20 protein-coding genes are annotated in these 23,016 nt (G+C 71.2%); 17 read left to right on the top strand and 3 right to left on the bottom strand.

What is annotated here, in order from left to right; all coding sequences use genetic code 11:
- The first annotated feature begins 236 nt into the window (after window positions 1–236).
- The 12 genes from ACIG3E_RS30100 to ACIG3E_RS30045 all read left to right on the top strand — a co-directional run bounded on the left by ACIG3E_RS30100 (window position 237) and on the right by ACIG3E_RS30045 (window position 12,962).
- Window positions 237–782 (top strand): hypothetical protein, encoded by a 546-nt coding sequence (locus ACIG3E_RS30100; protein ID WP_399622705.1) that lies wholly within the window; start codon window positions 237–239, stop codon window positions 780–782.
- Between the two features lie 323 nt (window positions 783–1,105).
- The gene (pdxS, locus tag ACIG3E_RS30095; protein ID WP_138958594.1) at window positions 1,106–2,029 is read left to right on the top strand and encodes a pyridoxal 5'-phosphate synthase lyase subunit PdxS; all 924 of its coding nucleotides are present in this window, start codon (window positions 1,106–1,108) and stop codon (window positions 2,027–2,029) included.
- Window positions 2,030–2,032: 3 nt separating this feature from the next.
- Window positions 2,033–2,644 carry a pyridoxal 5'-phosphate synthase glutaminase subunit PdxT gene (pdxT, locus tag ACIG3E_RS30090; RefSeq protein ID WP_399622703.1) on the top strand — a complete coding sequence of 204 codons (612 nt, stop codon included), beginning with the start codon at window positions 2,033–2,035 and terminating at the stop codon, window positions 2,642–2,644.
- A gap of 49 nt (window positions 2,645–2,693) precedes the next feature.
- On the top strand, window positions 2,694–3,446 hold the full coding sequence (locus ACIG3E_RS30085; RefSeq protein ID WP_030681062.1) for a YebC/PmpR family DNA-binding transcriptional regulator: 753 nt from the start codon (window positions 2,694–2,696) through the stop codon (window positions 3,444–3,446).
- Between the two features lie 104 nt (window positions 3,447–3,550).
- Window positions 3,551–4,081 (top strand): crossover junction endodeoxyribonuclease RuvC, encoded by a 531-nt coding sequence (ruvC, locus tag ACIG3E_RS30080; RefSeq protein ID WP_399622701.1) that lies wholly within the window; start codon window positions 3,551–3,553, stop codon window positions 4,079–4,081.
- Window positions 4,078–4,689, top strand: a complete 612-nt coding sequence (gene ruvA, locus ACIG3E_RS30075; RefSeq protein ID WP_399622699.1) for a Holliday junction branch migration protein RuvA — start codon at window positions 4,078–4,080, stop codon at window positions 4,687–4,689. Before ruvC ends, ruvA begins: the two co-directional genes overlap by 4 nt.
- An 82-nt stretch (window positions 4,690–4,771) precedes the next feature.
- A complete protein-coding gene (gene ruvB / locus ACIG3E_RS30070; RefSeq protein WP_399622697.1) occupies window positions 4,772–5,845 on the top strand; it encodes a Holliday junction branch migration DNA helicase RuvB in 1,074 nt (357 codons plus the stop codon).
- A 177-nt stretch (window positions 5,846–6,022) separates the two neighbouring features.
- Window positions 6,023–6,499 carry a preprotein translocase subunit YajC gene (gene yajC, locus ACIG3E_RS30065; protein WP_242715563.1) on the top strand — a complete coding sequence of 159 codons (477 nt, stop codon included), beginning with the start codon at window positions 6,023–6,025 and terminating at the stop codon, window positions 6,497–6,499.
- Between the two features lie 171 nt (window positions 6,500–6,670).
- Entirely contained in the window at window positions 6,671–8,494 is a 1,824-nt protein-coding gene (gene secD, locus ACIG3E_RS30060) for a protein translocase subunit SecD (protein ID WP_399622695.1), read from the top strand.
- Window position 8,495: 1 nt separating this feature from the next.
- A complete protein-coding gene (gene secF / locus ACIG3E_RS30055; protein ID WP_399622693.1) occupies window positions 8,496–9,617 on the top strand; it encodes a protein translocase subunit SecF in 1,122 nt (373 codons plus the stop codon).
- 17 nt (window positions 9,618–9,634) lie between these two features.
- Window positions 9,635–10,174: an adenine phosphoribosyltransferase gene (locus tag ACIG3E_RS30050; protein WP_399622691.1), complete on the top strand. Its 540-nt coding sequence runs from the start codon at window positions 9,635–9,637 to the stop codon at window positions 10,172–10,174.
- Between the two features lie 190 nt (window positions 10,175–10,364).
- Window positions 10,365–12,962 (top strand): RelA/SpoT family protein, encoded by a 2,598-nt coding sequence (locus tag ACIG3E_RS30045; RefSeq protein ID WP_399622690.1) that lies wholly within the window; start codon window positions 10,365–10,367, stop codon window positions 12,960–12,962.
- Window positions 12,963–13,049: 87 nt separating this feature from the next.
- On the opposite strand, the gene ACIG3E_RS30040 is transcribed toward ACIG3E_RS30045, so the two are convergent.
- Window positions 13,050–14,282 (bottom strand): DUF349 domain-containing protein, encoded by a 1,233-nt coding sequence (locus tag ACIG3E_RS30040; protein WP_399622688.1) that lies wholly within the window; start codon window positions 14,280–14,282, stop codon window positions 13,050–13,052.
- 177 nt (window positions 14,283–14,459) lie between these two features.
- Window positions 14,460–15,287: a peptidylprolyl isomerase gene (locus tag ACIG3E_RS30035; protein WP_399622686.1), complete on the bottom strand. Its 828-nt coding sequence runs from the start codon at window positions 15,285–15,287 to the stop codon at window positions 14,460–14,462.
- Between the two features lie 181 nt (window positions 15,288–15,468).
- Between ACIG3E_RS30035 and ACIG3E_RS30030 the strand changes: the two genes are divergently transcribed.
- The 5 genes from ACIG3E_RS30030 to rpsD all read left to right on the top strand — a co-directional run bounded on the left by ACIG3E_RS30030 (window position 15,469) and on the right by rpsD (window position 20,629).
- A complete protein-coding gene (locus ACIG3E_RS30030) occupies window positions 15,469–16,191 on the top strand; it encodes an MBL fold metallo-hydrolase (protein ID WP_172387622.1) in 723 nt (240 codons plus the stop codon).
- Between the two features lie 15 nt (window positions 16,192–16,206).
- Window positions 16,207–17,469 (top strand): histidine--tRNA ligase, encoded by a 1,263-nt coding sequence (gene hisS / locus ACIG3E_RS30025; RefSeq protein ID WP_399622683.1) that lies wholly within the window; start codon window positions 16,207–16,209, stop codon window positions 17,467–17,469.
- A 163-nt stretch (window positions 17,470–17,632) separates the two neighbouring features.
- The gene (locus ACIG3E_RS30020; protein ID WP_399622682.1) at window positions 17,633–18,274 is read left to right on the top strand and encodes a vitamin K epoxide reductase family protein; all 642 of its coding nucleotides are present in this window, start codon (window positions 17,633–17,635) and stop codon (window positions 18,272–18,274) included.
- Window positions 18,275–18,331: 57 nt separating this feature from the next.
- Window positions 18,332–19,687 carry a replication-associated recombination protein A gene (locus ACIG3E_RS30015; RefSeq protein WP_399622680.1) on the top strand — a complete coding sequence of 452 codons (1,356 nt, stop codon included), beginning with the start codon at window positions 18,332–18,334 and terminating at the stop codon, window positions 19,685–19,687.
- 327 nt (window positions 19,688–20,014) lie between these two features.
- Window positions 20,015–20,629 carry a 30S ribosomal protein S4 gene (gene rpsD / locus ACIG3E_RS30010; RefSeq protein WP_138958578.1) on the top strand — a complete coding sequence of 205 codons (615 nt, stop codon included), beginning with the start codon at window positions 20,015–20,017 and terminating at the stop codon, window positions 20,627–20,629.
- 22 nt (window positions 20,630–20,651) lie between these two features.
- On the opposite strand, the gene ACIG3E_RS30005 is transcribed toward rpsD, so the two are convergent.
- The gene (locus tag ACIG3E_RS30005) at window positions 20,652–22,889 is read right to left on the bottom strand and encodes an ATP-binding protein (RefSeq protein ID WP_399622679.1); all 2,238 of its coding nucleotides are present in this window, start codon (window positions 22,887–22,889) and stop codon (window positions 20,652–20,654) included.
- Window positions 22,890–23,016 lie beyond the last annotated feature (127 nt).

Below are 23,016 nucleotides of genomic sequence, written 5' to 3'. Positions count from 1 at the left end.
GGTCGGCGCGGCGCCTGGCACGCAGGCTCGCCGTGTTCGGCGACAGGCCCGGACAGGCCGCAGTGGCCCGCGCGGGCAGAACAAGCCCGTCCGGCGTCTGAGGACGAGGCCGCAGGCCGATGAACAGGGGGCCAGGGGGCGGATCCCCCGGGGGCTCGGGCGATGCTGAGGCAGGCACGGGGCGCCAGGGCCCGGCCCGTCACCGCTGCCAGGCCCCGGCGGTAGCCTAGGCGCCTGTGACCTCCACTTTGATCTGGATCGCGGCCGCCCTGTTCGCGATCGGCCTCTACTTGAGCTGGACCGCGGGCCGTCTCGACCGGCTGCACGCGCGCATCGACGCGGCCCGCGCCGCGCTCGACGCGCAGCTGCTGCGCCGCGCCTCGGTCGCCCAGGAACTGGCCACCTCCGGAGTGCTCGATCCGGCCGCGTCGATCGTCCTGTACGAGGCGGCGCACGCGGCCCGGCAGGCCGAGGAGGAGCAGCGCGAGGTCGCCGAGAGCGAGCTGAGCCAGGCGTTGCGCGCGGTCTTCGGAGAGGCGCAGCAGGTCGAGGCGGTGCGTGAGGCTCCGGGCGGCGAGGAGGCCACGCGGGAGCTCGCCGCGGCCGTGCGCCGGGTGCCGATGGCGCGGCGCTTCCACAACGACGCGGTGCGCGCGGCCCGGGCGCTGCGCCGCCACCGCAAGGTGCGCTGGTTCCGCCTGGCCGGGCACGCGCCGTTCCCGATGGCGGTGGAGATGGACGACGAGCCCCCGGTGGCCCTCGCGGACCGGACCACGGCCTAGAGGACGAGCCCCTGGTGGCTCGCGCGGACCGGACCACGGCCTAGAGGACGAGCCCCTGGTGGCTCGCGCGGACCGGACCACGGCCTAGACGACGGGCCCCTGGTGGCCCTCGCGGACCGAGCCGCGGCCTTGCGGAGAGGCGGTCACCGAGCGTCGTACCGCCGTCACCGGAGCGGACCGGAGGTCCGCAAAACGATCCACCACCTCACCATTGGCCCTTGCTGTGGCCTGGTCGCAAGGCGTTTCCTCAAGGCGGCGGAATCGCCACACGCGGCTCTCAGCAGCTCGCTTCCACCGAGTCTCCACCGAGTGAGGTCAAACCCGTGTCCAGCACGCTCTCCAGCAACGCCCAGACCGCCGAGAACACGGCCACCGGCACCGCCCGCGTGAAGCGCGGCATGGCCGAGCAGCTCAAGGGCGGCGTGATCATGGATGTGGTCAACGCCGAGCAGGCGAAGATCGCCGAAGACGCGGGCGCGGTCGCCGTCATGGCCCTGGAGCGGGTCCCGGCCGACATCCGCAAGGACGGCGGCGTGGCCCGGATGTCCGACCCGAACATGATCGAAGAGATCATCGAGGCCGTCTCCATCCCGGTCATGGCCAAGTCCCGCATCGGCCACTTCGTCGAGGCCCAGGTCCTGCAGTCGCTCGGCGTCGACTACATCGACGAGTCCGAGGTCCTCACCCCGGCCGACGAGGTCAACCACAGCGACAAGTTCGCCTTCACCACCCCCTTCGTGTGCGGCGCCACCAACCTCGGCGAGGCCCTGCGCCGCATCGCCGAGGGCGCGGCCATGATCCGCTCCAAGGGCGAGGCGGGCACCGGCAACGTCGTCGAGGCCGTGCGCCACCTGCGCCAGATCAAGAACGAGATCGCCAAGCTGCGCGGCTTCGACAACAACGAGCTGTACGCCGCCGCCAAGGAGCTGCGCGCCCCGTACGAGCTGGTCAAGGAGACCGCCGAGCTCGGCAAGCTGCCGGTCGTGCTGTTCTCCGCCGGTGGCGTCGCCACCCCGGCCGACGCCGCGCTGATGCGCCAGCTCGGTGCCGAGGGCGTCTTCGTGGGCTCCGGCATCTTCAAGTCCGGCGACCCGGCCAAGCGCGCCGCCGCCATCGTGAAGGCCACCACCTTCTACGACGACCCCAAGGTCATCGCGGACGCCTCCCGCAACCTCGGCGAGGCCATGGTCGGCATCAACTGCGACACCCTGCCCGAGGCCGAGCGCTACGCGAACCGCGGCTGGTGACCGATGGCGCACGACGTACCCGTGATCGGCGTCCTGGCCCTCCAGGGCGACGTACGGGAGCACTTGATCGCCCTGGCCGCGGCGGACGCCGTGGCCAGGCAGGTCCGGCGCCCCGAGGAGCTCGCCGAGGTCGACGGCCTGGTCATCCCCGGCGGCGAGTCCACCACCATCTCCAAACTGGCCGTGCTCTTCGGCCTTCTTGAGCCCCTTCGCGCGCGCGTGCGCGCCGGGATGCCGGTCTACGGCACCTGCGCGGGCATGATCATGCTCGCCGACAAGATCCTCGACCCGCGCTCAGGCCAGGAGACGATCGGCGGCATCGACATGATCGTGCGGCGCAACGCCTTCGGGCGGCAGAACGAGTCCTTCGAGAGCGCGGTCGACATGAAGGGCGTCGAGGGCGACCCTGTAGAGGGCGTCTTCATCCGCGCCCCGTGGGTGGAGTCGGTCGGCGCGGAGACCGAGGTGCTCGCCGAGCACGGCGGTCACATCGTCGCCGTACGCCAGGGCAACGCGCTCGCCACGTCCTTCCACCCGGAACTGACGGGCGACCACAGGGTGCACGGACTGTTCGTGGACATGGTCCGGGCCGAGCAGGGGCGGCGGTCCTTGTAGGATCTCTGACGTTCGTTATCGAGGTTGGTTACGCGAAGGAGACAGGCAGATGTCCGGCCACTCTAAATGGGCTACGACGAAGCACAAGAAGGCCGTGATCGACGCCAAGCGCGGCAAGCTCTTCGCGAAGCTGATCAAGAACATCGAGGTCGCGGCCCGCACCGGCGGCGCCGACCTGGACGGCAACCCGACCCTCTTCGACGCCGTGCAGAAGGCCAAGAAGCAGTCGGTGCCCAACAAGAACATCGACTCCGCGCTCAAGCGCGGCGCGGGCCTCGAGGCCGGCGGCGCCGACTACGAGACGATCATGTACGAGGGCTACGGCCCGAACGGCGTCGCGGTGCTCATCGAGTGTCTGACGGACAACCGCAACCGCGCCGCCTCCGAGGTCCGCGTCGCCATGACCCGCAACGGCGGCTCCATGGCCGACCCGGGCTCCGTGTCGTACCTGTTCAACCGCAAGGGCGTCGTGATCGTCCCCAAGGGCGAGCTCTCCGAGGACGACGTCCTGGGCGCCGTCCTGGACGCGGGCGCCGAAGAGGTCAACGACCTGGGTGAGTCCTTCGAGGTGCTCAGCGAGGCCACCGACCTGGTCGCGGTCCGCACCGCGCTCCAGGAGGCCGGGATCGACTACGACTCGGCGGACGCCAACTTCGTCCCGACCATGCAGATCGAGCTCGACGAGGACGGCGCGCGCAAGATCTTCAAGCTGATCGACGCGCTGGAGGACAGCGACGACGTGCAGAACGTCTTCGCCAACTTCGACGTCTCCGACGAGGTCATGGAGAAGGTCGACGCCTGACCGGACGGGGCACACGGGCCGACGGGACACACCCCGTCGGCCCGTCGCTTTGTCAGCGACACCCGATAGCCTGCACAAACAGGCGATCGACTGAGGGGGACGAGGTGCGGGTACTGGGGGTCGACCCGGGGCTGACCCGGTGCGGTGTCGGCGTCGTCGAGGGCGCCGCGGGCCGCCCGCTGACGATGCGCGGCGTCGGCGTCGTCCGCACCCCCGCCGACGCGGAGCTCGGCAGCCGCCTCGTCGCCATCGAGGAGGGCATCGAGCACTGGCTGGACGCGCACAGCCCCGAAGTCCTCGCCGTGGAGCGCGTGTTCAGCCAGCACAACGTGCGTACGGTCATGGGCACGGCCCAGGCGAGCGCCGTCGCCATGCTGTGCGCGTCGCGGCGCGGCATCCCGGTCGCCCTGCACACCCCCAGCGAGGTCAAGGCCGCCGTGACCGGCTCGGGCCGGGCCGACAAGGCCCAGGTCGGGGCCATGGTGACGCGGCTGCTCCGGCTTGACGCGCCGCCCAAGCCCGCCGACGCCGCCGACGCCCTCGCGCTCGCCATCTGCCACATCTGGCGCGCCCCCGCGCAGAACAGACTCCAGCAGGCCCACGCCCTGCACGCTAGGAAAGGCCGTACGGCATGATCGCCTTCGTCAGCGGCCCGGTCGCCGCCCTCGCCCCGGACACCGCCGTGGTCGAAGTGGGCGGCATCGGCATGGCCGTCCAGTGCACGCCCACCACGCTGTCCACGCTCCGCGTCGGCAAGCCCGCCAAGCTGGCCACCTCCCTGGTCGTCCGCGAGGACTCCCTCACGCTGTACGGCTTCGCCGACGACGACGAGCGGCAGACCTTCGAGCTGCTCCAGACCGCCAGCGGCGTCGGCCCGCGCCTGGCCCAGGCCATGCTCGCCGTGCACAGCCCCGACGACCTGCGGCGCGCGGTCTCCACCGGGGACGAGAAGGCGCTCACCGCCGTGCCCGGCATCGGCAAGAAGGGCGCACAGAAGCTGCTCCTGGAGCTGAAGGACCGCCTCGGCGAGCCCCTCGGCACCGGCGGCCCCGCCGTCGGCACCCCCGTCACCCAGGGCTGGCGCGAGCAGCTGCACGCCGCGCTCATCGGCCTGGGGTACGCGACCCGGGAGGCCGACGAGGCCGTCACCGCCGTCGCCCCGCAGGCCGCGGCCGCCGGGGGGAACCCGCAGGTGGGCCAGCTCCTCAAGGCCGCCCTGCAGACGCTGAACCGCACCCGCTGACCGCACCCGCCGCCCCCCGGCCCCGCGCCCCGGCGCGCACCACGGCCGCACGACTTTCGACGAGCTACGCGAGGCACACCGCATGAACTGGGACGACCCGACCGCCGAGGCCGCCACCGCCGCCGAGCGGCTGGTGGAAGCCGTCGCCGACGGCGAGGACCAGGCGGTCGAGGCCGCCCTGCGCCCCAAGGACCTGGGTGAGTTCATCGGTCAGGAGAAGGTCAGGGAGCAGCTCGACCTGGTCCTGCGCGCCGCCCGCGCCCGGGGCGCGACCGCCGACCACGTGCTGCTCTCCGGCGCCCCCGGCCTCGGCAAGACCACCCTGTCGATGATCATCGCCGCCGAGATGGGCGCCCCGATCCGCATCACCAGCGGCCCGGCCATCCAGCACGCGGGCGACCTCGCGGCGATCCTGTCCTCGCTCCAGGAGGGCGAGGTCCTCTTCCTCGACGAGATCCACCGCATGTCCCGGCCCGCCGAGGAGATGCTGTACATGGCGATGGAGGACTTCCGCGTCGACGTCATCGTCGGCAAGGGCCCCGGCGCCACCGCCATCCCCTTGGAGCTGCCGCCGTTCACCCTGGTCGGCGCCACCACGCGCGCGGGGCTCCTGCCGCCGCCGCTGCGCGACCGCTTCGGCTTCACCGCGCACATGGAGTTCTACGAACCGGCCGAGCTGGAGCGGGTGATCCACCGCTCGGCGCACCTCCTCGACGTGGAGATCGACACCGCGGGCGCCGCCGAGATCGCGGGCCGCTCCCGGGGCACCCCGCGCATCGCCAACCGCCTGCTGCGCCGCGTACGGGACTATGCGCAGGTCAAGGCGGACGGAGTGATCAACCGCGAGATCGCGGGCGCCGCCCTCGGGGTGTACGAGGTCGACTCGCGCGGCCTCGACCGCCTCGACCGCGCGGTGCTCGAAGCCCTCCTGAAGCTCTTCGGCGGCGGCCCGGTCGGCCTGTCCACGCTGGCCGTGGCGGTGGGGGAGGAGCGCGAGACGGTCGAGGAGGTGGCCGAGCCGTTCCTGGTGCGCGAGGGCCTGCTCGCCCGCACCCCCCGCGGCCGCGTCGCCACGCCCGCCGCCTGGGCGCACCTGGGCCTGACCCCGCCGGGCCAAGGGACGGGAAGTGGCCAACAAGACCTGTTCGGGACGTGACACGGACGGTGACGGCGCGGAGAGTCGCACGGTCAGGAACTGCGGTGCCATGCTGAGCGTTGTTCGTTAGGCGCGGACTCGCTTAGACTCCGCCGATGCCGCCTCTATAGGCAGCGCCGCCCACCCCCATCCATCAGGCCGCCTCACCACGCGGTCGTGCGAAGGAAACTCCGTCCCGTGAATATCGTGACCCTCCTCCCGTTCATCGTGCTCATCGGGGCCATGTTCCTGATGACCCGGTCCGCCAAGAAGAAGCAGCAGGCGGCCGCCCAGATGCGCAGTGACATGACGCCTGGCACCGGCATCCGCACCATCGGAGGCATGTACGCCACCGTCAAGGAGGTTCACGACGACTCGGTCCTCCTTGAGGTGGCCCCCGGCGTCCACGCGGTTTACGCGAAGAACGCCATCGGCGCCGTCCTGGACGACGACGAGTACAACCGCATCGTGCACGGCGCGGAGCCCGAGGACGAGACCCCGGTGGTGCCGGACGACGCCTCCTCCCTCACCGAGACCGACGAGACCGACGAGACTGACAAGCTCGCGTCTGACGACTCGCGCATCGACCTCGGCAAGAAGGACGCGGCCGACGAGGCCCCCGAGGCCGCAGACGCAGAGCCGAAGAAGACCGACGGCGAGTCCGGCGCGAAGTAGTCACAGCCGGGGGCCCGACGTGCGCCCGCTCGCGCACCGCGACCCCCGCCGCAGGTGATTTCGCGCCGCGTCTCGACACAACTTCATGGCCGCCCGCCCGGGACCCCCTCCGCTCAGCGAAGGCCAGGGGAGCACCCCGCAGGCCGGCGGTTGGACAGGGAGAACGAGAAGGTGGCAGCACCCAAGAAGGGCAGAAGGCAGGGTACCCAGGGGAAACCGGGTCGCACCCTGGTCTTCATCCTGATCGCCCTGGTGGCGCTCACCGGGGGGATGTTCCTCTCCGGGCACACCACGCCCCGCCTCGGTATCGACCTCGCCGGTGGTACGAGCATCACGCTCCAGGCGAAGAACGAGCCGGGCCAGAAGAACGCGATCAACGAGACCAACATGAACACGGCTGTTGACATCATCAACAAGCGTGTCAATGGTCTGGGTGTCTCCGAGGCCGAGGTTCAGACCCAGGGCTCCGAGAACATCATCGTCAACATCCCCAAGGGCACGAACGCCAAGCAGGCGCGCGAGCAGGTCGGCACGACCGCGCAGCTGTTCTTCCGGCCGGTCATCGCCCGTCAGCCCAGTGTTCCCGTGGACGGCGGCAAGGACAAGGGCGACAAGGGCGACAAGGACAAGAAGGACAAGCCAAGTTCGTCCCCGACCCCGGGTGCCAGCGACAAGGGCACGGACAAGGACGGCGACAAGGACGGCAAGGGCGACAAGTCCAAGGACGAGTCGGCCTCCCCCTCCGCCACGCCCACGACCCAGGGCCGTTCCGTCACCGACGGCCTGAAGGACGAGCCCACCCCGTCCGGCAAGTCCAGCGACAAGCCGCAGGGCAAGAAGGACGAGACGCCGAAGCCCGACCCCACCGGCGACCCCTCCGCCAAGCTCCAGGAGCAGTTCGCCAAGCTCGACTGCACCGACCCCAAGGTCCGCACGAAGATCAAGGAAGGCGTCAAGCCGTCCGACCCGGTCGTGGCCTGCGGCAAGGACAGCGACGGCAACTGGAACAAGTTCATCCTTGGCCCGTCCGAGGTCAGCGGCAAGGAGGTCGACGACGCCAAGGCCGTCTTCGACACCACGGGTGCCGCCGGCTGGAAGGTCACCATGGACTTCTCCAAGACCGGCACCAAGCAGTTCGGCGACATCACCGGCAAGCTCGCGGGCAAGCAGTCCCCGCAGAACGAGTTCGGCATCGTCATGGACGGCGAGGTCGTCTCCTGGCCCTTCGTCCAGCAGGCGCTCACCGGCGGCCAGGCCGAGATCTCCGGCAGCTTCGACCAGGACGAGGCCAAGGACCTGGCCAACATCCTGTCCTACGGCGCGCTCCCGCTGACCTTCAAGGAGCAGAGCGTCACCACTGTCAGCGCGGCCCTCGGCGGCGAGCAGCTGCACGCCGGTCTGATCGCCGGCGCCATCGGCCTCGCGCTCGTCATCATCTACCTGGTGGCGTACTACCGCGGCCTGGCGCTCATCGCCATCGCGAGCCTCGGCGTCTCCGCGGCGCTGACGTACACGATCATGACGTTGCTCGGCCCGACGATTAAGTTCGCGCTGAACCTCCCGGCCGTCTGTGGCGCGATCGTCGCGATCGGCATCACCGCCGACTCCTTCATCGTCTACTTCGAGCGCATAAGGGACGAGGTCCGCGAGGGCCGTACGCTGCGGCCCGCCGTCGAGCGCGCCTGGCCGCGGGCCCGGCGCACCATCCTGGTCTCGGACTTCGTGTCGTTCCTCGCCGCCGCGGTGCTCTTCGTCGTCACCGTCGGCAAGGTCCAGGGCTTCGCGTTCACGCTGGGCCTGACCACGCTGCTCGACGTCGTGGTGGTGTTCTTCTTCACCAAGCCGCTGATGACGATCATGGCCCGCAAGAAGTTCTTCGCGGGTGGCCACAAGTGGTCCGGTCTCGACCCGAAGCGGCTCGGCGTCACTCCGCCGCTGCGCCGCGCGCGCCGTACGAGCGCCCCCGCCGCCCCCGTCGACCCGAAGGAGGCGTGAGATGTCGAAGCTCGGCAATCTCGGCGCCCGGCTCTACCGCGGCGAGGTCGGCTACGACTTCGTCGGCAAGCGCAAGATCTGGTACGGCATCTCCATCCTCATCACCATCACGGCCTTCGTGGCCCTGATGGTGCGAGGCCTGCACATGGGCATCGAGTTCGAGGGCGGCGCCGTCTTCAACACGCCCAAGACCAGCGTCTCCGCCGCCAAGGCCGAGGAGGTCGCGGAGGAGGCGTCCGGCCACCAGGCGATCGCCCAGCGGCTCGGCAACGACACGCTGCGCATCCAGATCAGCGGCGTGGACACCGACAAGTCCGACCACATCAAGTCCGAGCTCGCCAAGGAGCTGGACGTGAAGGCGGACGACATCAACGCCGACCTGGTGGGTCCCAGCTGGGGTGACCAGATCGCCAACAAGGCCTGGCAGGGCCTGGCAATCTTCATGATCCTCGTGGTGATCTATCTGGCGATCGCCTTCGAGTGGCGCATGGCCCTGGCCGCCCTCATCGCGCTCATCCACGACCTCACCATCACCGTGGGTGTGTACGCCCTCGTCGGCTTCGAGGTCACGCCGGGCACGGTCATCGGCCTCCTGACGATCCTCGGCTACTCGCTGTACGACACGGTCGTGGTCTTCGACAGCCTCAAGGAACAGTCGAAGGACCTCACCAAGCAGACCCGCTTCACCTACAGCGAGGTCGCCAACCGCTCGATCAACAGCACGCTGGTCCGGTCGATCAACACCACGGTCGTCGCGCTGCTCCCGGTGGCCGGTCTGCTGTTCATCGGCGGCGGCTTCCTCGGCGCGGGCATGCTGAACGACATCTCGCTCTCGCTGTTCGTCGGCCTCGCCGCGGGCGCGTACTCGTCGATCTTCATCGCCACTCCGCTGGTCGCGGACTTCAAGGAGACCGACCCGCAGATGAAGGCGCTCAAGAAGCGGGTGCTCGCCAAGCGCCGCGCCGCGGCCGCCAAGGGCGAGTCCGAGGAGACCCCGGCGCCCGACGCCGAGACCACCGAGGATGCCGAGGACACCCCCGCGGTCGTCGGCCCGCGCTCGGGCCCCCGCGCCCAGCCCGTCCGCAACCGCGGCCGGGGCCGCCCCTCGGGCAAGCGCCGATGACGGAGACGGAAACGCCGATGACCGAGATCAAGGAACTGCTGCTCAGCCGCATCCGCGACGTGGCGGACTACCCGACGCCCGGAGTGATGTTCAAGGACATCACACCGCTGCTCGCCGACCCGGCGGCCTTCGCGGCGCTCACCGACGCGCTCGCCGACCTGAGCGTGCGCAGCGGCGCCACGAAGATCGTCGGCCTGGAGGCCCGCGGCTTCATCCTGGGCGCCCCGGCGGCCCTGCGCGCCGGACTCGGCTTCATCCCGGTCCGCAAGGCGGGCAAGCTCCCCGGAGCCACGCTCAGCCAGGCCTACGACCTGGAGTACGGCAGCGCCGAGATTGAGGTGCACGCCGAGGACCTCGCCGCGGGCGACCGCGTCATGGTCATCGACGACGTCCTGGCCACCGGCGGCACCGCCGAGGCGTCGCTGCGGCTCATCCGCCGGGCGGGCGCCGAGGTGGCCGGTGTGGCGGTCCTGATGGAGCTGGGCTTCCTGGGCGGCCGGGAGCGGCTGGTTCCCGCTCTGGACGGCGCGCCCCTGGAGGCGCTCCTCACGGTCTGAGGACCCCGTGGGGCCGCCGAGGCGGCCCCACGGGACATCGGGGCGGGCCCGGCGGAATCCGGCGCCCGCCTCTGGCGTTTCTCCAGTACGGAGCCGTCTCACCGGCCGAGGGCGAGCCGCGGGCCCAGGATCGATACCATGGGCACTTCGGGACCTCACCGGGGGACCCGATCGCGCACAGGGAGCGCTCTTGCCAGACGAGTCCCAGCCACTTGCCGCCGCCAAGCCCGTCGATGAGTCCGAGCGGGCCACGGCGCCCGCCGCCACGTCCGCGCGCCGGGCGCCGAGCACGGCGCCGGCGGCCCCCGCGCCGGGCGGGACGACCACGCCCGGCGCCACCCCGGCCCGCGGCGAGCGGAGCGAGCAGGCCGCCGGGGCCGACAAGCCGGAGCGGGCGGCCGAGCGGCAGCCCCGCCCCGCGCCCCAGCCCGAGCGCCCCGCCCCGCCGCCCGCGACGGCCCGCCCCGCCACCGGCAAGCCGGAGCGCTCCGGCTCCTCCAACCGGGTGCGCGCCCGCCTGGCCCGCCTGGGCGTGCAGCGCTCCAACCCGTACAACCCGGTCCTGGAGCCCCTGCTGCGGATAGTGCGCAGCAACGACCCCAAGATCGAGACCGCCACGCTGCGCCAGATCGAGCGGGCCTACCAGGTCGCCGAGCGCTGGCACCGGGGCCAGAAGCGCAAGAGCGGCGATCCGTACATCACCCACCCGCTGGCCGTCACCACGATCCTGGCGGAGCTGGGCATGGACCCGGCCACGCTCATGGCGGGCCTGCTCCACGACACCGTCGAGGACACCGAGTACGGCCTGGAGCAGCTGCGCCGCGACTTCGGCGACCAGGTCGCCCTCCTCGTCGACGGCGTCACCAAGCTCGACAAGGTCAAGTTCGGCGAGGCCGCGCAGGCCGAGACCGTGCGCAAGATGGTCGTCGCCATGGCCAAGGACCCCCGCGTCCTGGTCATCAAGCTCGCCGACCGCCTGCACAACATGCGCACCATGCGCTACCTCAAGCGCGAGAAGCAGGAGAAGAAGGCCCGCGAGACGCTGGAGATCTACGCTCCACTGGCGCACCGCCTGGGCATGAACACCATCAAGTGGGAGCTGGAGGACCTCGCCTTCGCGATCCTCTACCCCAAGATGTACGACGAGATCGTGCGCCTCGTCGCCGAGCGCGCCCCCAAGCGCGACGAGTACCTGGCCATAGTGACCGACGAGGTCCAGGCCGACCTGCGCTCCGCGCGCATCAAGGCCACCGTCACCGGCCGCCCGAAGCACTACTACAGCGTCTACCAGAAGATGATCGTCCGCGGCCGTGACTTCGCGGAGATCTACGACCTGGTGGGCATCCGCGTCCTCGTCGACACGGTCCGCGACTGCTACGCCGCCCTCGGCACGGTGCACGCGCGCTGGAACCCGGTCCCCGGCCGGTTCAAGGACTACATCGCGATGCCCAAGTTCAACATGTACCAGTCGCTGCACACGACGGTCATCGGCCCCAACGGCAAGCCCGTCGAGCTGCAGATCCGCACGTTCGACATGCACCGCCGCGCCGAGTACGGCATCGCCGCGCACTGGAAGTACAAGCAGGAGGCCGTCGCGGGCGCCTCCAAGGTGCGCACCGACGCCCCCAAGTCCTCCGGCAAGAAGGACGACCACCTCAACGACATGGCGTGGCTGCGCCAGCTGCTCGACTGGCAGAAGGAGACCGAGGACCCGGGCGAGTTCCTGGAGTCCCTGCGCTTCGACCTGTCGCGCAACGAGGTCTTCGTCTTCACCCCCAAGGGCGACGTCATCGCGCTGCCCGCGGGCGCCACTCCCGTGGACTTCTCGTACGCCGTCCACACCGAGGTCGGCCACCGCACCATAGGCGCCCGGGTCAACGGCCGGCTCGTGCCGCTCGAATCGACCCTCGACAACGGCGACCTGGTGGAGGTCTTCACCTCAAAGGCCGCGGGCGCGGGCCCCAGCCGCGACTGGCTCGGCTTCGTGAAGTCGCCCCGCGCGCGCAACAAGATCCGGGCCTGGTTCTCCAAGGAGCGCCGCGAGGAGGCCATCGAGCAGGGCAAGGACGCCATCGTGCGGGCCATGCGCAAGCAGAACCTGCCGATCCAGCGCATCCTCACCGGCGACTCGCTCGTCACGCTCGCGCACGAGATGCGCTACCCCGACATCTCGTCCCTGTACGCCGCGATCGGCGAGGGCCACGTCACCGCGCAGAGCGTGGTGCAGAAGCTCGTCCAGGCCCTCGGCGGTGAGGAGGCCGCCAACGAGGACATCGCCGAGAGCGCGCCGCCCGCCCGCAGGGGCCGCTCCAAGCGCCGCTCCAGCGCGGACCCGGGCGTCGTCGTCAAGGGCGTCGACGACGTGTGGGTCAAGCTGGCACGCTGCTGTACGCCGGTGCCGGGCGACCCCATCATCGGCTTCGTCACGCGCGGCAGCGGCGTATCGGTTCACCGCAGCGACTGCGTGAACGTGGACTCGCTGTCCCGTGAGCCCGAGCGCATCCTCGAGGTCGAGTGGGCGCCCACGCAGTCCTCGGTGTTCCTCGTGGCCATCCAGGTCGAGGCCCTGGACCGCTCGCGCCTGCTCTCGGACGTCACGCGCATCCTCTCGGACCAGCACGTCAACATCCTGTCGGCGGCCGTCCAGACCTCCCGTGACCGCGTCGCCACGTCCCGCTTCACCTTCGAGATGGGCGACCCCAAGCACCTGGGGCACGTCCTGAAGGCGGTCAGGGGAGTGGAGGGCGTGTACGACGTGTACCGCGTGACGTCGGCGCGCCGACCGTAAGCACACCCCCGGAAAACCGGGCTCCACGCAGAGGGGCTCCCGTACGTCACGTACGGGAGCCCCTCTAGGTAGCCGGTGGAGAACCGCTCAGCCGCCGAACTCCTCCAGGCCCTTGAGGGCCTGGTCCAGCAGCGCCTGACGGCCGTCGAGCTCCTTCTGGAGCTTGTCCGCCTTGGCGTTGTTGCCCGCCGTGCGGGCGGCCTCGATCTGGCCCCGCAGCTTGTCCACGGCGGCCTGGAGCTGGCCGGTCAGGCCCTCGGCGCGCGCCCGCGCCTCGGGGTTGGTCCGGCGCCACTCGGCTTCCTCGGACTCCTGCAGGGCTCGCTCCACGGCGTGCATCCGGCCCTCGACCTTGGGCCGGGCGTCACGCGGGACGTGGCCGATGGCCTCCCAGCGCTCGTTGATGGAGCGGAAGGCCGCGCGGGCCGCCTTCAGATCCGTCACCGGGACGAGCTTCTCGGCCTCGTCGGCCAGCTCCTCCTTGAGCTTGAGGTTCTCGCCCTGCTCGGCGTCGCGCTCCGCGAAGACCGAGCTGCGCGCCGCGAAGAACACGTCCTGGGCGCCGCGGAAGCGGTTCCACAGGTCGTCCTCGTGCTCGCGCTGGGCACGGCCCGCCGCCTTCCAGTCGGCCATCAGCTCGCGGTAGCGCGCCGCCGTCGGGCCCCAGTCCGTCGAGTTCGACAGGGCCTCGGCCTCCGCGACCAGCTTCTCCTTGGCCTTGCGGGCCTCCTCGCGCTGCGCGTCCAGCTGCGCGAAGTGGGCCTTGCGGCGCTTGGAGAACGCCGAGCGGGCGTGCGAGAAGCGGTGCCACAGCTCGTCGTCGGACTTGCGGTCCAGGCGCGGCAGCCCCTTCCAGGTGTCCACGAGCGCCCGCAGCCGCTCGCCCGCCGACCGCCACTGCTCGCTCTGCGCGAGCTCCTCGGCCTCCGCGACCAGCGCCTCCTTGGCGTGCCGCGCCTCGTCCGACTGCTTGGCCTTCTGGGCCTTGCGCTCCTCACGGCGCGCGTCGACCGACGCGACGAGCTTGTCGAGCCGCTTGCTCAGGGCGTCCAGATCGCCCACGGCGTGCGCCTCGTCGACCTGCTGCCGCAGGTGGTCGATGGCGACCGTCGCGTCCTTGGCCGACAGATCGGTCGTCTGCACCCGGCGCTCGAGAAGTCCGATCTCGACGACCAGACCGTCGTACTTGCGCTCGAAATAGGCCAGGGCCTCGTCGGGAGATCCTGCCTGCCACGAACCGACCACTCGCTCGCCGCCGTCGGCCGTACGCACGTACACGGTCCCCGTCTCGTCGACGCGGCCCCACGGGTCGCTGCTCACAGCGCCTCCTCCACATGATGCCTGCACAAGGCCACGGGCCCCCGGCATCGTCCACAGTTTCGTCACCGCCAACATAGGCGACCGGCGGGGCGGCTGTCCGCATCCAGCACGAGCGAAATTCACCGCCCGTGCCCGGGACGCGCACGGGGTCGCCTTCCGGACTTCTCCGGTGCCGCCTCAGGACTTCCGTACGGTCGCCTTGTCGATGACCACGGTCGCGTTCGGCGCCCCGTCGCCCTGTCCGGAGCTCTCACCCGCGGCGGCGATCTTCTTCAGGACCTTCATGCCCGCCGCGGAGACCGTGCCGAACGGCGTGTAGTCGGGCGGCAGCTGACTGTCCTGGTAGACGAGGAAGAACTGGCTGCCGCCGGTGTCGCGCCCGGTCTTCTTCCCGGCGTTGTAGCGGTTCGCCATCGCCACCGTGCCCGCCGGGTACACATTGCCCTTCAGGCGCTTGTCCTTCAGGTTCTCGTCCGGGATCGAGTAGCCCGGGGTGCCCTCGCCGGTGCCCTTGGGGTCGCCGCACTGCAGCACGTTGACGTTGCCCGAGGTGAGGCGGTGGCACGCGGTGTGGTCCAAGTACCCCTTGTTCACCAGGAAGTCGAAGGAGTTGACGGTGTGCGGGGCCTTCGCCGCGTCCAGGGCGAGGTCGATGTCGCCGCACGTCGTGCCCAGCTTCATCGTGTACGAGGCCGACGTGTCGATGGTCAGCGGCGGCTCCTTCTTGAAGCTGAGCGGCTTGACCTTGCCCGGGGCCGCCTTGCGGCAGGGGTCCGCGGGCTTGCTGGGCGTCGGGCTCGGCGCGGCGTCGTCCTTGGTGGAGCCGCCGCCGTCGAAGGCGCCCGCCGCGTAGGAGGCGGCGCCTGCGGCCACGACCAGGGCGAGCGCGCCCGCGATGACTCCGTTGCGCAGGCGCCGGCGGCGCTGGGCGGCCTCCCGCCGCTGCTGCTGCCGCAAGTACTTCTCCCGTGCGAGCTGCTTACGCCGCTGCTGCTGGCTGACCACCGGGCCCACTCCTCGAACGTCTCATCCGTCGTCTCGTCTGCTGTCGTCGGCGCGCGGCACGAGGGGCCGCGCGTGCCCCGTACCGTATATGGGTTAGCTGTGGAATCGGCAGCGCCGGTAGGCTCTGACCCGCCGCAATCTCCGCTGCCACTCAGCCGTACGACCAAAACGAAGGACGATCGTGCTCATTGCCGGGTTTCCCGCCGGAGCCTGGGGCACCAACTGCTATCTGGTCGCCCCCGCCGCAGGCGAGGAGTGCGTGATCATCGACCCGGGGCACGAAGCCGCCCCGGGCGTCGAGGAAGCGCTCAAGAAGCATCGGCTCAAGCCCGTCGCCGTGGTCCTCACGCACGGCCACCTCGACCACGTCGCCTCGGTCGTCCCGGTCTGCGGCGCGCACGACGTGCCCGCCTGGATCCACCCCGAGGACCGGTACATGATGAGCGACCCGGAGAAGGCCCTCGGCCGCTCCATCGGGGCCCAGCTCATGGGCGAGCTGACGGTCGGGGAGCCCGACGACCTGCGGGAGCTGACGGACGGGGCGAGCCTGAGCCTCGCCGGACTCGACCTCACCGTCGCGCACGCGCCGGGCCATACGAGGGGGTCGGTGACCTTCAGGATGCCCGAGACGGCCGACATCCCGTCGGTCTTCTTCTCGGGCGACCTGCTGTTCGCCGGCTCCATCGGCCGCACCGACCTGCCCGGCGGCTCCCACCCCGAGATCCTCGAGTCGCTGGCCCGGGTGTGCCTGCCGCTCGACGACTCGACCGTGGTGCTTTCGGGCCACGGCCCCCAGACGACCATCGGCCAGGAGCGCGCCACCAACCCGTATCTGCGGCAGGTGGCCGCCGACCGCCAAGGCCGGGGTGCGGACCCGACGTCCGCACCCCGACGAGGAATGTGACGAGAGACTGCTGAAGTGAGCACCTTCAAGGCCCCCAAGGGCACGTACGACCTGCTGCCGCCCGCCTCCGCCACGTATCTGGCGGTGCGCGAGGCCATCGCGGCCCCCCTGCGCAACTCCGGCTACGGCTATGTGGAGACCCCTGGCTTCGAGAACGTCGAGCTGTTCGCGCGCGGCGTCGGCGAGTCCACGGACATCGTCACCAAGGAGATGTACGCCTTCGAGACCAAGGGCGGCGACAAGCTCGCCCTGCGCCCCGAAGGCACCGCCTCCGTGCTGCGCGCCGCCCTGGAGGCCAACCTGCACAAGGCGGGCAACCTCCCCGTCAAGCTCTGGTACTCGGGCTCGTACTACCGCTACGAGCGCCCGCAGAAGGGCCGCTACCGCCACTTCTCGCAGGTCGGCGCGGAGGCCATCGGCGCCGAGGACCCGGCGCTCGACGCCGAGCTGATCATCCTGGCCGACCAGGCCTACCGCTCCCTCGGCCTGAAGGAGTTCCGCATCCTGCTGAACTCGCTCGGCGACAAGGAGTGCCGCCCCGTCTACCGCGCCGCGCTCCAGGACTTCCTGCGCGCGCTCGACCTGGATGAGGAGACGCGCCGCCGCATCGACATCAACCCGCTGCGCGTCCTGGACGACAAGCGCCCCGAGGTCCAGCAGCAGCTCGTCGGCGCCCCGCTCCTGCGCGACTACCTGTGCGACGCCTGCAAGGCGTACCACGAGCAGGTGCGCGAGCTCCTGACGGCGGAGGGCGTCGTCTACGAGGACGACCCGAAGCTGGTCCGCGGCCTGGACTACTACACGCGCACGACCTTCGAGTTCGTCCACGACGGCCTCGGCTCGCAGTCCGCCGTCGGCGGCGGCGGCCGCTACGACGGCCTGTCCGAGATGATCGGCGGCCCCGCCCTTCCGTCCGTCGGCTGGGCGCTCGGCGTGGACCGCACGGTGCTCGCGCTCGAGGCGGAGGGCGTCTCGCTCGACCTGCCCGCGGCCACCAGCGTCTTCGCGGTGCCCCTCGGCGACGAGGCCCGCCGGGTCCTCTTCGCGAAGGTGGCACAGCTGCGCAAGGCCGGGATCGCGGCGGACTTCTCGTACGGCGGGAAGGGCCTGAAAGGCGCGATGAAGAACGCCAACCGCAGCGGCGCGCGCTTCACCGTCGTCGCCGGTGAGCGCGATCTGGCGGAGGGCGTCGTCCAGCTCAAGGACATGGAGTCCGGCGAGCAGGAGGCCGTCGCCGTGGACGAGATCGTGGAGCTCCTCAAGGGCAAGCTGGCCTAGGACGGCAACGACGCAGGGGTGGGGCGCGTTCTCGCGTCCCACCCCCGCGTCGTTCGCGCTTCCCCCGTAGGTGTCCCCTTATGTCCGCCCGACGGTGGACACACAGGAGCTTGCGGCACAATGACCCTGCCCCGGGCCACCCACGAGCGATGGAAACGGCGTGATGAGCAAAACGATGTCAGTCAAGAACGGCGCCGCTTCGGGCGAGGACCGTGCGGACGCGTCCCGTTCCGTCGGCGGGAGCCGGGCGTTCGCGCTGCTTCTGGTGGTCACGGGCGTGGCGGGGCTGTGGGCTTCGTGGATCATCACGCTCGACAAGTTCGAGCTGTTGAAGGACCCGAACTTCCAGCCCGGGTGCAGCATCAACCCGGTGGTGGCCTGCGGCAGCATCATGAAGAGCGAGCAGGCGGAGGCGTTCGGGTTCCCGAACCCGATGCTGGGGCTCGCGGCCTACGCCGTGGTGATCGGCGTGGGGATGAGCCTGCTGGCCGGGGCGCGGTTCCCGCGGTGGTACTGGCTCACGTTCAACGCGGGCACGGTGTTCGGCGTGGGGTTCTGCACGTGGCTGCAGTTCCAGTCCCTGTACCGGATCAACGCGCTGTGCCTGTGGTGCTGCCTGGCGTGGGTCGCCACGATCCTGATGTTCTGGTACGTGACGTCCTTCAATATCCGCAACGGCTTCCTGGCCGCGCCGCGCTGGCTGAAGACGTTCTTCGAGGACTTCACCTGGGCGCTGCCGGTCATGCACGTCGGCGTGATCGCCGTACTGATCTTCACGCGGTGGGGCACCGACCTCTGGGCCTGAGCCCGCGCACCGGCGGCCCCGGACCGATTGTCAGTGGGGTGGCATAGGGTTCTCGACGTGGAGCCCGACCTGTTCACCGCCGCAGCAGAGGACCGCCAGGAGAAGGACCCGGCGAGCAGTCCTCTGGCCGTCCGCATGCGCCCGCGCACGATCGACGAGGTCGTCGGCCAGCAGCATCTGCTGCGGCCCGGGTCGCCGCTGCGCCGCCTCGTCGGCGAGGGCAGCGGCGGGCCCGCGGGACCGTCCTCGGTGTTCCTGTGGGGCCCGCCCGGCATCGGCAAGACGACCCTGGCGTACGTGGTCTCCAAGGCGACGAACAAGCGCTTCGTGGAGCTGTCCGCGATCACCGCGGGCGTCAAGGAGGTCCGCGCGGTCATCGACGGCGCCCGCCGGGCCATGGGCGGCCACGGCAAGGAGACGGTGCTCTTCCTCGACGAGATCCACCGCTTCAGCAAGGCCCAGCAGGACTCCCTGCTCCCCGCCGTCGAGAACCGCTGGGTGACCCTGATCGCGGCGACCACCGAGAATCCGTACTTCTCGGTGATCTCCCCGCTCCTGTCCCGCTCCCTGCTCCTGACCCTGGAGCCGCTCACGGACGACGACCTGCGCGGCCTGCTGCGGCGCGCCCTCACCGAGGAGCGCGGCCTCGGGGGAGCGGTCACCCTGCCCGAGGAGGCCGAGGCGCACCTCCTGCGGATCGCCGGCGGTGACGCGCGGCGGGCCCTGACCGCCCTGGAGGCGGGCGCGGGCGCGGCCCTCGCCAAGGGCGAGAAGGAGATCACGCTCCAGACCCTGGAGGAGTCCGTCGACCGCGCGGCGGTGAAGTACGACCGCGCGGGCGACCAGCACTACGACGTCGCGAGCGCCCTCATCAAGTCCATCCGCGGCTCGGACGTGGACGCGGCCCTGCACTATCTGGCCCGGATGATCGAGGCGGGCGAGGACCCCCGGTTCATCGCCCGCCGCCTGATGATCTCCGCGAGCGAGGACATCGGCCTGGCCGACCCGGGCGCCCTGCCCCTCGCCGTCGCCGCGGCCCAGGCCGTCGCCATGATCGGCTTCCCCGAGGCCGCGCTGACCCTCAGCCACGCCACCATCGCCCTCGCCCTCGCCCCGAAGTCGAACGCGGCGACGACGGCGATCGGCGCCGCCCTGGAAGACGTCCGCAAGGGCCACGCGGGCCCGGTCCCGCCCCATCTGCGCGACGGCCACTACAAGGGCGCGGCCAAGCTGGGCCACGCCCAGGGCTATGTCTACCCGCACGACCTGCCCGAGGGCATCGCCCCCCAGCAGTACGCCCCGGACGCCCTCAAGGACCGCACGTACTACACCCCCACCCGCCACGGCACCGAGGCGCGCTACGCGGACGCGGTGGAGTGGACCAGGAAACACCTGGGTCGCAAGCGGCCCTGAGCAGCCTGTAGACTTCCCCGAAGTGCTGAGTCCCGTGTCCGGTCCCGTACCGGCACCACCAGAGCGGGACATCCAGCCGGAGATCCGGCCCCCGGGCGGGGATCTCCAGGAGCGTCGCGCACCGTCGAAGGTGTCGCGGGCAGCCCACCACCATCCCCGAGGGGAAGCGGTCGGTGGGCCACTCGCGTGCTGCACATAGTGCCCAGACCCAGGAGCGGCTGCCGGGTGTGTCCCTCAGGGACCCGCCGGGTTTCCCGGGCTGCGGATGTGACCTCCCCTAACCCTGGTGAAGCCGATTTCGCACAGAAGAGCAGAGGTGTTTGGTTCATGGCGAACCAGTCCCGCCCCAAGGTCAAGAAGTCGCGTGCCCTCGGCATCGCGCTGACCCCGAAGGCCGTCAAGTACTTCGAGGCCCGCCCCTACCCGCCGGGCGAGCACGGCCGCGGCCGCAAGCAGAACTCGGACTACAAGGTCCGTCTGCTCGAGAAGCAGCGTCTGCGCGCGCAGTACGACGTGTCCGAGCGCCAGCTCGTCCGCGCCTACGAGCGTGCCGCCAAGACCCAGGGCAAGACCGGTGAGGCCCTGGTCATCGAGCTCGAGCGTCGTCTCGACGCCCTGGTCCTGCGTTCGGGCATCGCCCGCACGATCTACCAGGCCCGTCAGATGGTCGTCCACGGCCACATCGAGGTCAACGGCCACAAGGTCGACAAGCCGTCCTTCCGCGTGAAGCCGGACGACGTCGTCATGGTCCGCGAGCGCAGCCGCCAGAAGCCGCTGTTCGAGGTCGCGCGCGAGGGTGGCTTCGCCGCCGACGGCGAGACCCCGCGCTACCTCCAGGTCAACCTGAAGGCCCTGGCCTTCCGCCTGGACCGCGAGCCGAACCGCAAGGAGATCCCCGTGATCTGCGACGAGCAGCTCGTCGTCGAGTACTACGCCCGCTGACCCGGACGTAGCCTCACCTGGCTCAGCCCGTCGTCTCCCCGCCCTTACGGGTCGGGGAGGCGGCGGGTTCGCGCGTGTGCGGGGCCGGTCCTTCGGCCCGGGCCGTGCGCCTGCCGCGCCGCGGCCCCGGGGCCGCGGCGCCGCCCCGGCCGAGCGCCCGCGCCACCGCCGCGTCCGGCGGCAGCAGGGCCCCGGCCCGCAGCTGGGCCTCGTACAGCTCGTCGCCGAGCCGCTCCCTGGCCCGCGCCTCGCACAGCGCGTGCGGGCCGCCGAAGTACTGCGAACCGAACAGCGGAAGCCCCACCGACGGCCAGATCCGCGAGGCCACGCCCTGGAGCACGGCCGCCTCCGCCGCGTCGCCCTCCGTCGCCGTGAACAGCGCGAGCAGCTCCACCGCGAGGACCGTGCCGAGCAGGTCGTGGAAGGCGTGGTCGAGGTCGAGGCAGCGCGTGACGAGCTCGCGCGCGAGGTCCGGCTCACCCCGCGTCCACGCCGCGTACCCGAGGACGTACAGCGCGTAGGCCAGCGTCCAGCGCTCGCCGTGGTCCTCGCAGACCTGCCGCACCTCCTCGCACAGCGCCACGGCGTCGTCGAGCGACCCCTGGAAGGCCAGGGTCATGGCCAGCTCGACCTGGCCCATCAGCACGTTGCTGTTCAGCTCGCCGATGCGCCGGTACTCGTCGAGGGCCGTGCGCAGCAGCCGCTCCGCGCGCGGCATGTCGTCCGAGACCAGGGCGAGACAGCCCAGACGGTGCACCGCGTACGCCGCCGCGACGGCGCTGCCCGTGCGCTCGGCGGTGTCCTGGCACTCCTGGAGCGCGCACAGCGCGGGCACCGTGTCGCCCTGGAGGATCGCCACGTAGCCGAGCACCCACAGCGCCTTCAGGCGCGACTCCTCGTGGCCGCCCTCCAGGTCCACGGCCCGGTCCAGCCAGTGCCTGCCCTCCGCGAGCCGACCGCAGCCCACCCAGCAGAACCACAGCGTGCCCGCCAGGTACTGGCCGAGGTGCGTCTCCTCCGGCTCGGTCAGACAGAACTCCAGGGCGGCCCGCAGATTGGGCAGCTCGCACTCGACGAGCGTGGCGACCTCCGTCTGCCGCGGCGAGAACCAGTCCAGCTCGCACCAGGTGGCCAGGCCCATGTACCAGTCGCGGTGCCTGCGCCGCATCCGCGCGGTGTCCCCGGTCGCCCGCAGCCACTCGGCGCCGTACGCCCTGACGGTGTCGAGCATGCGGTAGCGCACGCCCGTGGGGCTCTCCTCGCGGGTCAGGACCGACTGCGCGAGCAGCTCGTCGACGATGTCGAGCACCTCTTCGGCGAGCAGCCCGTCGCCGCTGCACACGTATTCGACGGCCTCCAGGTCGAAGGGCCCGGAGAACACCGAGAGCCGGGTCCACAGCAGCCGCTCCTGCGCCGTGCACAGCTCGTGGCTCCAGCCGATCGCCGTACGCAGCGTCTGGTGCCGGGGCAGCAGATCGCGGTGGGCCCCGGTCAGGAGCCGGAAGCGGTCGTCCAGGCGGGCGAGCAGCTGCCCCGGCGAGAGCGCCCGCAGCCGCCCGGCGGCGAGCTCGAGGGCGAGCGGGATGCCGTCCAGGCGGCGGCACAGCTCAAGGACCTCGGCCTGGTGGCCGCCGTCGAGGGCGAAGCCGGGCAGACAGGCCGCGGCCCGCTCGGCGAACAGGGCCGCCGCGTCCGGCTCCGCCATCGGCGCGAGTGGGAAGACGCGCTCGCCCGCCATGCCCAGCGGCCTGCGTCCGGCGGCGAGGACCCGCAGGCCGGGGCAGCGCACGAGGAGGTCGTGCACCAGGGAGGCGGTGGCCGCCACGAGGTGCTCGAACCCGTCCACCACGAGCAGCAGTTCCCGCCCGGCGAGCCGGTCGAGCAGCACCTGGCGGGGCGAGCGGCTCGTGTGGTCGGTCAGCTCCAGGGCGCTGGCGAGCGCGTGTTCCACCAGCTCGGGGTCGCGCACGGAGTCCAGCTCCACCAGCCAGGCGCCGTCGCGCGGCCGGACGGCGGCGGCCGCCCGCACCGCGAGCCGCGACTTGCCGACGCCGCCGACCCCGGTCACCGTGATCAGCCGGGCGGTGGCCAACGCCTCGGTGAGGGCGTCCAGTTCGGCGCCGCGGCCCACGAAGGCGGTGAGCTCCGCCGGGAGGTTGCCCGCGGGGCCGTCCGCCGCCGGGTCCGGGGGAGGGGACGACGGGCCGGCGGCGGCTGCTGAATCGTTCCGACGGTCGTCGGGGCGCTGAGGGCGTCGCATGGGGTACGGAGCGTACTCACGCGTACGCGGTCCGTACAATCAGCTCGCGCCAGTTCCGCTCATGCCCCCCGCTCCAAGTGCCGCGTGCGGTAATGCGGTACGGAGCCGGGGCCCCGGCGCGATAGGG

The organism is Streptomyces sp. NPDC053474 (assembly GCF_044544845.1).
Lineage (GTDB): Bacteria > Actinomycetota > Actinomycetes > Streptomycetales > Streptomycetaceae > Streptomyces.
This window is presented reverse-complemented; position numbering and strand designations above follow the sequence as displayed.

Coding starts and splice junctions, on each gene's coding strand:
- secF (WP_399622693.1), top strand. CDS start 8,496: ATGTCGAAGCTCGGCAATCTCGGCGCCCGGCTCTACCGCGGCGAGGTC.
- ruvB (WP_399622697.1), top strand. CDS start 4,772: ATGAACTGGGACGACCCGACCGCCGAGGCCGCCACCGCCGCCGAGCGG.
- rpsD (WP_138958578.1), top strand. CDS start 20,015: ATGGCGAACCAGTCCCGCCCCAAGGTCAAGAAGTCGCGTGCCCTCGGC.
- ruvA (WP_399622699.1), top strand. CDS start 4,078: ATGATCGCCTTCGTCAGCGGCCCGGTCGCCGCCCTCGCCCCGGACACC.
- ACIG3E_RS30020 (WP_399622682.1), top strand. CDS start 17,633: ATGAGCAAAACGATGTCAGTCAAGAACGGCGCCGCTTCGGGCGAGGAC.
- pdxT (WP_399622703.1), top strand. CDS start 2,033: ATGGCGCACGACGTACCCGTGATCGGCGTCCTGGCCCTCCAGGGCGAC.
- ACIG3E_RS30085 (WP_030681062.1), top strand. CDS start 2,694: ATGTCCGGCCACTCTAAATGGGCTACGACGAAGCACAAGAAGGCCGTG.
- ACIG3E_RS30050 (WP_399622691.1), top strand. CDS start 9,635: ATGACCGAGATCAAGGAACTGCTGCTCAGCCGCATCCGCGACGTGGCG.
- ACIG3E_RS30005 (WP_399622679.1), bottom strand. CDS start 22,889: ATGCGACGCCCTCAGCGCCCCGACGACCGTCGGAACGATTCAGCAGCC.